The organism is Flavonifractor sp., from assembly GCF_019422385.1.
GTDB classification, from domain to species: domain Bacteria; phylum Bacillota; class Clostridia; order Oscillospirales; family Oscillospiraceae; genus Flavonifractor; species Flavonifractor avistercoris.
In genome coordinates this window covers 1-10912 of record NZ_JAHZDL010000080.1, presented here as the reverse complement: position 1 = coordinate 10912, position 10912 = coordinate 1, and the positions used below count along the sequence as shown (strand labels likewise).

Annotated in this window: 14 protein-coding genes and 1 pseudogene; 7 read left to right on the top strand and 8 right to left on the bottom strand. The window is 66.8% G+C overall.

Annotated elements, in window-relative coordinates; genetic code table 11:
• A partial coding sequence (locus QZ378_RS10315) for a PfkB family carbohydrate kinase (protein ID WP_291258201.1) occupies positions 1 to 408 on the bottom strand: 408 nt, incomplete at its 3' end.
• A gap of 131 nt (positions 409 to 539) precedes the next feature.
• Here QZ378_RS10315 and QZ378_RS10310 point away from each other — a divergent pair.
• The gene (locus QZ378_RS10310; protein ID WP_291258200.1) at positions 540 to 1319 is read left to right on the top strand and encodes a hypothetical protein; all 780 of its coding nucleotides are present in this window, start codon (positions 540 to 542) and stop codon (positions 1317 to 1319) included.
• A 61-nt stretch (positions 1320 to 1380) separates the two neighbouring features.
• On the opposite strand, the gene QZ378_RS10305 is transcribed toward QZ378_RS10310, so the two are convergent.
• From QZ378_RS10305 to QZ378_RS10280, 6 genes are all read right to left on the bottom strand, one after another.
• On the bottom strand, positions 1381 to 2481 hold the full coding sequence (locus QZ378_RS10305; RefSeq protein WP_291258199.1) for an RNA polymerase subunit sigma-70: 1101 nt from the start codon (positions 2479 to 2481) through the stop codon (positions 1381 to 1383).
• Positions 2474 to 2959 carry a sigma-70 family RNA polymerase sigma factor gene (locus tag QZ378_RS10300; RefSeq protein WP_291258198.1) on the bottom strand — a complete coding sequence of 162 codons (486 nt, stop codon included), beginning with the start codon at positions 2957 to 2959 and terminating at the stop codon, positions 2474 to 2476. The genes QZ378_RS10305 and QZ378_RS10300 overlap by 8 nt, the downstream gene beginning before the upstream one ends.
• 143 nt (positions 2960 to 3102) lie before the next feature.
• Positions 3103 to 4191, bottom strand: coding sequence for a PTS transporter subunit IIC (locus QZ378_RS10295; RefSeq protein ID WP_291258197.1), 1089 nt, complete (start codon positions 4189 to 4191; stop codon positions 3103 to 3105).
• A gap of 118 nt (positions 4192 to 4309) precedes the next feature.
• Positions 4310 to 4903 carry a helix-turn-helix transcriptional regulator gene (locus QZ378_RS10290; protein ID WP_291258196.1) on the bottom strand — a complete coding sequence of 198 codons (594 nt, stop codon included), beginning with the start codon at positions 4901 to 4903 and terminating at the stop codon, positions 4310 to 4312.
• Between the two features lie 117 nt (positions 4904 to 5020).
• Positions 5021 to 5635 carry an NUDIX hydrolase gene (locus tag QZ378_RS10285; protein WP_366935198.1) on the bottom strand — a complete coding sequence of 205 codons (615 nt, stop codon included), beginning with the start codon at positions 5633 to 5635 and terminating at the stop codon, positions 5021 to 5023.
• A 52-nt stretch (positions 5636 to 5687) separates the two neighbouring features.
• The gene (locus QZ378_RS10280) at positions 5688 to 6674 is read right to left on the bottom strand and encodes a biotin--[acetyl-CoA-carboxylase] ligase (RefSeq protein ID WP_291258194.1); all 987 of its coding nucleotides are present in this window, start codon (positions 6672 to 6674) and stop codon (positions 5688 to 5690) included.
• Positions 6675 to 6810: 136 nt separating this feature from the next.
• Here QZ378_RS10280 and QZ378_RS10275 point away from each other — a divergent pair, with 136 nt between their 5' ends.
• From QZ378_RS10275 to QZ378_RS10260, 5 genes and pseudogenes are all read left to right on the top strand, one after another.
• Positions 6811 to 7350: a biotin transporter BioY gene (locus QZ378_RS10275; protein ID WP_191379195.1), complete on the top strand. Its 540-nt coding sequence runs from the start codon at positions 6811 to 6813 to the stop codon at positions 7348 to 7350.
• A gap of 76 nt (positions 7351 to 7426) precedes the next feature.
• Positions 7427 to 7714: a sporulation protein YabP gene (gene yabP, locus QZ378_RS10270; RefSeq protein WP_087241094.1), complete on the top strand. Its 288-nt coding sequence runs from the start codon at positions 7427 to 7429 to the stop codon at positions 7712 to 7714.
• Positions 7662 to 7976: pseudogene (gene yabQ, locus QZ378_RS13010) on the top strand (spore cortex biosynthesis protein YabQ); the annotation flags it as partial. The gene yabP and the pseudogene yabQ, both read left to right, overlap by 53 nt.
• Before the next feature lie 232 nt (positions 7977 to 8208).
• Positions 8209 to 8484 (top strand): septum formation initiator family protein, encoded by a 276-nt coding sequence (locus QZ378_RS10265; protein ID WP_291258193.1) that lies wholly within the window; start codon positions 8209 to 8211, stop codon positions 8482 to 8484.
• 30 nt (positions 8485 to 8514) lie between these two features.
• A complete protein-coding gene (locus QZ378_RS10260; RefSeq protein WP_087241088.1) occupies positions 8515 to 8952 on the top strand; it encodes a S1 RNA-binding domain-containing protein in 438 nt (145 codons plus the stop codon).
• Between the two features lie 70 nt (positions 8953 to 9022).
• On the opposite strand, the gene spoIID is transcribed toward QZ378_RS10260, so the two are convergent.
• A complete protein-coding gene (spoIID, locus tag QZ378_RS10255) occupies positions 9023 to 10066 on the bottom strand; it encodes a stage II sporulation protein D (RefSeq protein WP_291258192.1) in 1044 nt (347 codons plus the stop codon).
• Positions 10067 to 10160: 94 nt separating this feature from the next.
• Between spoIID and QZ378_RS10250 the strand changes: the two genes are divergently transcribed.
• Positions 10161 to 10912, top strand: a 752-nt coding sequence (locus QZ378_RS10250; protein WP_291258191.1) for a citrate/2-methylcitrate synthase, incomplete at its 3' end; no start/stop codon positions are given.

Genomic DNA, 10912 nt, shown 5'->3' with positions numbered 1-10912 from the left:
GATGTCGATGCCCAGCTCGCCGCAGGAGGCGGCGATGCGCTGGGCGTTCATGTCGTCGCCGAAGGCGGTGAGCATGCGCACATCCACCCCCAGCAGGGCCATGTTGTGGGCGATGTTCCGCCCCACGCCCCCCAGGCTCATGCGCACCTGGCCGGGGTTGGAGTCCGCCCCCACCAGCTTTCCGTGGGGCCGGCCGCCGATGTCCATGTTGACGCCGCCCACCACCACCGCGTAGGGAGATGTGCGGACGATGTAGCCCTTGCCGGCGATGTGGCCCTGCTTCATCAGGTTGGAGATGTGCACCGCCACCGACGAGCGGGTGATGCCCGCCTTGTCCGCCAGCTCCTGCTGGGAGATCAGGGGGTTCTCCTCAATCCACCGGAGAATCTGCCGTTCCCGCTGGGTCATGGCCTCGCCTCCTAAACAAATCTTTATGTTGTAATCATATGCTTATCCCCATCCTCTGTCAAGAGGAACCTGTGCATTTCCGGAACTTTTTTACGTCCTCCTCGTCCAACAGGGTAAAGGAGGGATTTTCCATGAGAAAAAGCCTGTTGGTTCTGGCGCTGGCGCTCCTGCTGGCCGGGTGCTCCGCCGCCCCGGGGGACTCGCCCGCCCCTGAGCCCGTGGACGCCGTCCTGGTGGATCAGGCCCCCTGGTTCGCCACCTTCCGGGTGGTCGCCGGCGCGGAGACCGGGAACCTTGTGCTGGCGGCCAACGGCGGCTCTGCCGGAGAGGTCTACACCCTGAGCACGGAGGGGCTATCCCTGGATCGCCCGGTGGAAAACGGGGAGCTCATCAACGTGTACTATGAGATTGTGTTGGAGACCTACCCGGCCCAGTTCGGCGGCGTCACCGCCGTGGAGCACACCCGGACGGAGCGGGACGACCGCTGCGGTCTCTACCTCCAGGTGCTGGAGGATCTGTGGGAGGCGGATCCCGGCCTCAACACAGATCTGGAGGAGCTGGGGGTGGACTTCTCCGGCCTCACCGACCTGACGGAGAGCGAGAAGTCGGCCCTGGCCTGGGTGTTCGGCAATGCCCACGGCCTCATGCCCATCACCGGCACCCTGGAGGAGATCTGGCAGGCGGGCTACCTCACCCCCATGACGGAGCCGGCGGAGGGACAGGAGGACAGCGTGTCCCTCTACCGCTGGGAAAACGGCTGCCTGTTCGTCCTGACCGGCTCCGCCGAGGACGGCTTTGACGCGGAGAAGTGGACCTCCGGCATCGGCGCCTACATGTTTGTGGACTGCACCGTCCGGCAGAACGCCGACGGCACCTGGACCTATGAGGTGGGGGCCGAGGCCATCTCCTGACCGCCGCCAGAGCGCAAAAAACCGCGAAGGGCATTCCCTTCGCGGTTTTTTGGCATCTGCATCAGGTCAGATCAATGACCCAGCCCAGGTCGTTGTAATCCGGCATGTACTGGCGCTGGGGGCTGTCCTGGGGCTGGTCGGTGCGAACGATGTTGAAGTATACTTCGTTCACCTCGATGGCCACGATCTCCCCCTCCGTCTGCTCCGCCAGCCGGAACTCCGGCCAGAACACCTCCGAGAAAGACCACCGGAGCTGGTCACAGGGATAGCGGTTCCCCCGCTCGTCCACAAACCAGACCGTGGGCACACTCAGCTGAATCAGCGTTTCCCCCTGCCGGGCAAGCCGGGGAGCCAGCTCCCCGTAGAAGGACACGCTACGCCCGTCTGCCCCCACCAGGGCGGTGACGGTGCCCTCGGCAAAGGTGCGGCTGGCCTCGGTGGCCTCCACGGCCTGGGGGGTGTCCAGCTCCAGTGTGCCGCCCCTCCACACAGTGCGCTGCCAACCCCTGCCTGTGATGTAGAGATCCACGTCAAAGGTATAGGGCCCCCCGGCGCTCCCTTCTGTCCCCATCAGGAAGCAATTGCTGGCGGCGCCCGCATAGCCCTGGGGCAGCCAGGTCCAGGCCAGCCAGTTGGAGTACGCGTCCAGCGGCTGGAACCTTACAGTCTCTGCGCCCCGAAATTCCCGGAGCTCCCCGTCCCAGCGGTACACCTGGGGCAGCCGCTCCCCCTCGGCGTCGTACACGGTGAGGCGGTAGCGCATGGCCGCCTCCCTGTCGGGACTCTCCTCCCGGGACACCACGTCCAGGGGCACGGTGAGCACCCCGTCCCGCTGGTAGGCCCCGTCGATGAGGTAGAGGAAGTCCCCGTCCCCGTGGCTGATCCCCTCCCCCTGCACCAGCAGGGAGGCGCTGGTCTCCGCCGCCCCCACGCCGAGGATATAGCGGAACACCCGCTCCGCCCCGGCGGCTATCGCCGGGTAGTTCATCAGCCCCAGTACCAGGCACACACAGGCCGCCAGGGCGGCCAGCCGCCGCAGGGGGGCCCGGCGGCTCCGCCTCTCCGGCGCGCTCCGGCGCGCCGCCAGGGCGGCGGCCAGCGCCCCCTTGCTCTCCTCCGTCAGCCGGATCCGATCCAGCTCCTCCCGATAGCGGTTATCCATCATAACAGCTCCCTTCCAGCCGCTGCCGCAGCTTTGCTCTCGCCCGGGCCAGGTGGGTGCTCACCAGGGCGGGGCTCTGGCCCAGCAGCTCCGCGATCTCCTTCACCTGGTATCCCTCATAATACCGCAGGTAGAGCACCTGCCGGTACTTGGGGGGCAGGGCGTTCACCTGCTCCAGCAGGGGGCTCTCCCCCGGCTCCGGCATCTCCGCGCTCAGGTGGAGCCCCTCCTCCAGGGGCGCCCGGCGGCGGAACCAGGCGCTCTTCTTCCAGTTCTTGCAGGCGTTGACGGTGCACCGCACCACCCATGCCCGCTCCTGTCCCACGTTGGGGAATGTCCTGCCGTCCTCCAGCAGGCCGATGAGCACCGTCTGGCAGATGTCCTTGGCGTCGTCCAGATCTCCCAGCCAGGTGTGGCCGATGCGGAGGATGGCGTCGGCGTAGGTGTGTACCAGATATTCCGCCCGCTGGCTCTCCACGGCCCTCACCCCCTTCACCTCTATAACAACACAGCGGGGCCGGATCTGTCAATTTCCCCGTAAAAAAACGGCGCGGCAGGTGCCGCACCGTTTTTTGTGCCCCGCTGGCGGGCGCGCCGCCCCGCAATTATTCACGATTCACTCTACTCCAGAGTGAGATCTCCCTCCCTGATCCAGCCGATCTTCCGGAAGAACAGGCCGAACAGCCAGGTGAGGACGGCGGGGAGGACAAAGCAGATGAGCACCAGCCCCAGCCAGTCAAAGCCGGTGATGGCGGCCTTGATGCCGGTGGCTACGTCGTTAACCCACCCGGCGTAGACGCCGATGGGGCCCACCATGCCGCAGGTGCCCATGCCGGAGGCTACGGCGGAGGCCGGGTCGTTCATCTCCAGGCGAAACACGCAGGTGGCCAGGGGGCCGGTGACGGCGGAGGTGAGGATGGCGGGCAGCCAGATGCGGGGGTTCTTGACGATGTTGCCCATCTGGAGCATGGAGGTGCCCAGGCCCTGGCTCACCAGGCCGCCCCAGCGGTTTTCCTTGAAGGAGAGGACGGCGAAGCCCACCATGTTGGCGCAGCAGCCCGCCACCGCCGCCCCGCCCGCCAGGCCGGTGAGGCCGATGGCGGCGCAGATGGCCGCGGAAGAGATGGGCAGGGTGAGGGCGATGCCGATGACCACCGACACCAGGATGCCCATCCAGAAGGGCTGGAGCACGGTGGCCCAGCGGACGAAGTCCCCCACGGCGGAGGCGGCGGTGCCGATGGCCGGGGCCCACAGGGCGGACAGGCCCACCCCCACTAAGATGGTCACCAGGGGGGTGACCAGGATGTCGATCTTGGTCTCCTTGGACACCGCCTTGCCCAGCTCGGCGGCGATGACGGCGATAAAGAGCACCGCCAGGGGGCCGCCGGCCCCGCTGCCGCCGGAGAGGGTGGTGGAGCCCAGCTCATTGGCGGCGTAGCCCACCGTCACCAGGGAGAAGAGCACCAGGGGCGGGGCCTGGAGGGCGTAGCCGATGGCCACCGCCATGGCCGCGCCGCTCATGGCCGAGGCGTATCCCCCCACCGTCACCAGAAAGGGCAGGCCCAGCTGGGTGCCCAGGGTGTTGAGGATGGTGCCGATGAGCAGGGAGCAGAACAGCCCCTGGGCCATGGCCCCCAGGGCGTCCACCCCGTACCGCCTGGCCGAGATGACAATATTTTTCCGTTTGCAGAACTCCTTGACGCTTCCCATACTCTCTCTCCCTTTACAGGTGTCTTGACACATGACTTGGCCTATTATAATACAGACGTCAAAAAGCCGCAAGCCTGAATTTTCAGACTTGCGGCTTTTTTGTCCGGAGACTGCCGGGTCAGCCGTTTTTGCGCCCCTTCCGGTAGAGCACCACCGCCAGCACCGCCCCGGCCAGGGTGATGACCAGCCCCACCGCCAGGATGACGGTGGCGAAGGTCAAAAAGACCTGGCCCATGGAGGAGATACCGGACATACCGCCGGATGTGACCGTGCCGTCGGGGAGGACGAGCTCCCACCCGCCGGAGCCGAAGGGATCCATGGCGCCCCACCCGGCGGACACCATCCGGAACATCCGGGAGAAGGCGAACCGGGCCAGGCCGCCCACCAGGGCCACCCCCAGCCCGCTGAGGGCGATGTACACCCCGGCCAGCCAGCCCCACCGGCCCACCATGCGGCCCAGCCAGCCCGCCGTGGGCGAATGTTGGGGCGGCGGGGCCTGCTCCGGCTCTCTGGGCGCTTCCTCGGAGATGAGCTCGTCCACCGTGACGCCGAACTCCCGGGCCAGAGCCCGGAGCTTGTCCACCTCCGGCGCCGCGTCGCCCAGCTCCCACTTGCTCACCGCCTGGCGGGACACCCCCACCCGGCCGGCCAGCTCCTCCTGGGACAGCCCGGCCTTCTTGCGATAGTAGAGAATTTTCTCGGACAGCTTCATCACTGCCACCTCCTGGTGTGATCTGGTCTGGATTCCACCATGAGCATACCCCAGAGGCCGGTTGCGGCGCAACCAGCCGTGGCTGGAACTTCCGCAACCCGGGGTTGCGGAGGGCGGTCAGTCGAACTGGGTGACCCAGTGCTCCGCCCGGTGGGCCGCAAAGCACAGGCGCACCTGCTCCGCGGTGTTCTTCTCCCCGGCCAGTTCTGGAAGGTTGTCCTCGGAGAACCAGGAAAAGCCCAGGGTCTCGCTGTTCTCCCGGAATGCCCCACCCAGGAGGGTGCAGAGCACGAAGATCTTGCACACGCCGTAAGCGTACCGGGGCTGGTTGTGCCTGGCCCGATCCTGGACGGCGATAATCCGGTCGGCGGTCACGTCCAGGCCGGCCTCCTCCTTGACCTCCTTGACGGTGTTCTCCCCCACGGACAGGTTCACCTCCACCCAGCCGCCGGGGAGGGCCCACCGGCCGTCCCGCTCCTGCACCAGGAGGATCTTCCCGTCCCGGAAGATGGCAGCCCGGGTGTCCAGCTTGGGGGTCTGGTACCCCGTCTCATTGCAGAACAGGCCCTTCACCTTCTCCAGGGGGATGTCCGTCCTGTGGGCCACCATCTCGGCGGCGATCTCCCGGATCCGCTCATACCGCTCCCGGTCGTACACGTCCTTGCCGTAGGTCAGCCCGGCCTGGGCCAGGCTCTGGAGCTCCACTGCCCAGTTCAGCCACAGCTCGTCCACTGTATTTCCTCCCATCGTACGGAATTTCAAAGCTGCTTTTGCATTTGCGTGCCTACACGTACCCCAGCAGGCCCCGGACGGACACCTCGCCGGAGGACACCGTCTCCCGCCGGCCGTCGGGGCGGCGCACCACCAGGGCGAAGGTTTCGTCGACGGCCTCGGCCACGGCCTCCTCCTCCCCGCCGGCGCGAAGGAGCCGCACGGGTCTGCCCAGGGTGAGGCAGTCCGCCCGGTAGCGCTCCAGCCACTCTCCCCACCGGCGGGGGAAGTCGGCGGCCATCCGATCCAGGGCGGCGATCACCGCCCCGGCCGCCTCCGCCCGGCGGGGTGCTCTCCCCAGGGCCTGGGCCAGAGAGACCGCCACCGGGGCCACCTCCGGGCCGAAATCAGCCGCCGTCTGGCTCACGTTGAGGCCCAGGCCCACCACCACATAGCGCAGGGCGGCGGTCTCCGCCTCCAGCTCCAGCTCGGTGAGGATGCCGCACAGCTTGCGGCCGTCCAGGATCACGTCGTTGGGCCACTTGATACCGGGGCGGATACCGCACAGCTCCTCCACCGCGTCGCACACCGCCACCGCCGTCCACGCCGTCAGGGCGGACACCTGCTCCAGGGGGCAGTCCGGCCGCAGCAGGGCGGACAGGTACAGCCCCTTCCCCGCCGGGGAGACAAAGGAGCGGCCCCGGCGGCCCCGGCCCCCGGTCTGCTCCCCGGCGAGCACCACCAGCCCGTCGGGCACGGCGTCCACCGCCCGGCGCTTGACCTCGTTGTTGGTGGAGTCCACCGTCTCCAGGCAGATCAGCTCCTTCCCCACCCGGCGGCCGGCCACCGCCGCCGCCAGCTCCCCGGCGGAGAGCAGATCCGGCGAGCCCTCCAGCCTGTAGCCCCGCCGGGGGGCGGAGGAGATGGCGTACCCCTCCCCCCGCAGGGTCTCGATGGCCTTCCAGACCGCCGCCCGGCTCACCCCCAGGGTCTGGCTCATGGTCTCCCCGGACAGCTCCTCCCCCGACTTCAGCAGGGAGAGCACCTCGTCCCGCAGCATGGACATCCCTCCTTGATTGGTTGCCTCCATTGTACCTGTACCGGTTTTATTTGTCAACCGATTCAAAAATCAAGTTGACAAACAGCATATTGTAAACTATACTTAAGGCAAAGTTTACAATCAGGAGGAACCACCCATGCGCACCCAAGAGCTGGCCCGGGCGGCCCTGTTCGCCGCCCTCATTGCCATCTGTTCCTGGATCTCCATCCCCACCGCCGTCCCCTTCACCCTCCAGACCTTCGCCGTGTTTCTGGCCCTGGGGGTGCTGGGGGGAAAGCTGGGCACCCTGTCGGTGGCGGTCTACCTGCTGCTGGGCGCGGTGGGATTGCCGGTGTTCGCCGGGTTCCAGGGCGGCCTGGGGGCCCTGCTGGGGGCCACCGGCGGCTACCTGGCCGGCTTCCTGCTCACCGCGCTGACGGTGTGGGGGGCGGAGCGGCGGCTGGGCAAGTCCGCGCCGGTGTTCCTGGTGTCCTGCCTGCTGGGACTGGCCCTGTGCTACCTGTTCGGCTCGGTGTGGTTCGCGGCGGTGTATGCCGCCGCCTCCGGCCCTGTGGGGCTGGTCACCGTGCTGGGGTGGTGCGTGTTCCCCTTCGTCCTCCCCGACCTGGCCAAGCTGGCCCTGGCCGTCGTCCTGAGCCGGCGGCTGGCTGCCGCCCTGGCCCGGCGCACGGCGTAGCCCCGTGCCGCCCGGGCATAAGCCGCCCCCCTGTCCCATATACATGGGGTAAGACTATGGAAAGGCGGGGTGGGGTATGCCCTATGAGGAGAAGCGCCCGGGGCCGGAGGCGGCCCATCACATCATTCTGGAGGAGCGGGAGCAGCTCTCGGTCTCCGGGGTGGAGGAGGTGGAGAGCTTTGACGAGAACACCATCGTCATGCTCACCAGCCGGGGCACCCTGGTGGTACGGGGGGAGGAGCTGCACATCGAGAAGCTGAGCCTGGACGGCGGCGACCTCCGGGTGGAGGGCTCCATCGACTCCCTGACCTATGAGGATGGCGGGCGGGAGCGGGGCGGCCTGTTCTCCCGCCTCTTCGGCTGAGATGACGGTATCCATGGCGGCCCAGGTGCTGTTTTTCACCGGCGCGCTGGGCCTGGGTGTGGCAGTGGGGGTGCTCTACGACATATTCCGCATCCTGCGGGTGCGTCTGCGCCTGCCCCTGCTGGGGGGGATTCTGGATCTGCTGTTCTGGCTGGTGGTCACCGCCGCCCTGTTCCTCTACACCGTCACCGCCGGCAGCGGAGAGGTGCGGGGCTACCTGGTGCTGGCCGTGCTGGGCGGGGCGGCGGCCTATTTCTGGCTGCTCAGCCGGTGGTTTCTCTGGCTGGGCTACCGCCTGGCGGATTTTCTTGGGCTTGTGTGGGGGCTGGTGACACTACCCCTTGTGCTTCTGGCCCGCCTGGGTAAAAAAATCGAAAAAAACGCAAAAAAATCCTTCCATTATCGCCGCAAGTGGTATAAAATAGGTGTACTACACAGGGAAATGGATGGACTGCACCGTTCGGATCAACCGGCGGCGGAGGGAGGGCCGGATCATGAAACTCAAGAAAGCGTCCCTTCTGACCAAGCTGGTGGTTCTGGCTCTGCTCATCGGCGCCGCCACCGGGCTGCTGAATCTGCGCCAGCAGATCCTCACCGCCGAGGCGGATCTGGCCGAGGCCCAGTCCCGGGTGGCCGAGCAGAAGCAGGTCAACGCCGAGCTGGCCGACGCCGTGGAAAACAGCGGTGATCCCGAGCGGCAGGCCGACCTGGCCCGGAGCAAGCTGGGCCTGGTGGAGCCGGGCGAGTACATCTTCCGTTTCACTGACTGAAACTTTTGAGAGGGGATTTTACAGGCAGCTATGGAGTTTGGTGTTGGTTCGATTCTGGAAGGAAAAGTCACAGGCATCACAAAGTTCGGCGCGTTCGTCTCCTTGCCGGAAGGCAAGTCGGGTCTGGTGCACATCTCTGAGATCGCCTACTCCTACGTCAACGACGTGAAGGATCATTTGAAGGAAGGGCAGGAGGTCAAGGTCAAGGTCATCGGCATCGACGAGAACGGCCGCATCAACCTCTCCATCAAAAAGGCCATGGATCCCCCGCCCCGCCCCGCGGGACAGGGCAGGCCCGGCGGCCGGCCCGGCGGGCACAGCGGCGGCGGCTTCCGGGGCAAGCCCGCCCCGGCGGAGCCCACCACCTTTGAGGACCGTCTCAAGCAGTTCATGGCCTCCTCCGACAGCAAGCTGTCTGAGCTGCGCCAGTCGGAGCGCCGCAGCTCACGCAGGGGCGGCCGGCGCTGAGCGGCTTCTTCTAACATGACACAGAGAAAGGTTCCGGCCCGCTGGGCCGGAACCTTTTTATGCCTATCCCCTATTCCTCCGGGGTGTAGGGGGCCACGTCGATGCCGGTGTAGTACCACTTGAGGATCTCCTCGAAGCTCTTTCCCTCCCTGGCCAGGGCGTTGGCCCCGTACTGGCTCATGCCCACCCCGTGGCCGTAGCCGGTGACGGAAAAGGTGACGTTCGCGGCGTCGGCGGTGACGGTAAAGCTGGTGGAACGCAGGGAAAAGAGGGTGCGCAGGGCGGCGCCTGTCACGGGGACGCCCCCCACGTCCACGCTCTCCACCCCGCCGCCGGAGCGGTTGGTCAGATTGGTAAACCAGCCGGACGGCTCCCCGGAGAGATCGGCGTCGGGATACTGCTCCAGCAGCTTTGCCCTGAACTCCTCCACCGGCACGGTGACGGTGGTGTGGTAGTTGGGCACCTCCTCCCCCTCCGGGCTGTCCACGCTGGTGAGATAGGGAACCGAGTTGCCCCACACCTCCACCGCGTCCACCGTCTTCCCCGCGGCGGAGGAGAAGAACAGGGCCTGGATGGGCTGCCCCTGCCAGAGGGCGGCCAGGCCGTCAGTGTCCGCCACGGCGGCGGCAATCTTGTCGGTGTAGGCCCGGGCGTTGTCCCCCCAGTTGACGGCGGCCTCCTCGGGGGTGATGTAGGCCTGGCAGCAGGTGATGTCTGTGCACACGTCTGCGTCCGGATGTTTCTCCGAGGTGCGCGCCAGCTTGGACAGGGTATAGGTGCGGGCGGCCACTGTCTGGGCCTTGAGGGCCTCCGGCTCGAAGGAGGCGGGCATCTCGGCGGCCACCACCCGCCACAGATACTTGTCCATGGACAGGGTGAGCACCTCCCCCTCCCCCACCTGCACCTTCACCGAAACCCGGCTGTCCGCCGTCACGCCGGGGGTGACTACCGTGCGGTCGATGGGCAGGGTGCCGGTGGGGATCTCCTCCGGCGCCTCCCCCTCCCCCAGCAGGAGCAGGGGGAGGAGAAACAGAGTGAGCAGCAGGGCCAGGGCGGTGGCCACCACCTGCCGCATACGCAGGCCGCCTTTTTGCAAGTTTTTCTTCACTGCCATGCAGGTTTCCCCCAGCTTTGTATTTTAGATTGACTGCGGCCGCAAAAAAGGCTACAATAATACACAACGAAATTGGGCAAAGGAGTGACAGAACATGCAGAATGAGGTATGGGCGGCGGACACCGCCTTTATGGACAGTCTATGCGGCGAATACCGCAGGCATAACCAGATCGACCCGGCGGACTATGAGCGCTACCAGGTCAAGCGGGGCCTGCGCAACCCGGACGGCACCGGCGTTATGGCGGGGGTGACCCAGATCGGCAGCGTCATGGGCTACTATGTCCAGGACGGGGAGCGGGTGCCCGCCCCCGGCAAGCTGATCTACCGGGGCATCGACGTGGAGGCCCTCATCGACGGCTTTGTGGGGGAGGGCCGCTTCGGCTTTGAGGAGACGGCCTACCTGCTGCTCATGGGCTCCCTGCCCACCCGGGCGCAGCTGGAGGGCTTCCAGGCCCTGCTGAACCATCACCACACCCTCCCCCCCATGTTCACCGAGGACATGATCATCAAGGCCCCCAGCCCCGACGTGATGAACAAGCTGGCCCGCTCGGTGCTGGCCCTGTACTCCTACGACGACAACCCCGACGACCTGTCCCTGGCCAACCAGCTGCGGCAGGCGGTTGGCCTCATCGCCCGGGTGCCCACCATCGTGGCCCACGCCTTTGCGGTGAAGCGGCACTACTATGACAACGAGTCCCTGTACCTCCACCGGCCCCAGGAGGGGCTGAGCGTGGCGGAGAACTTCCTCTACTCCGTCCGCCACGACAACCAGTACACCGCCGAGGAGGCCAGGCTGCTGGATCTGTGCCTGGTGCTCCACGCCGAGCACGGCGGCGGCAACAACTC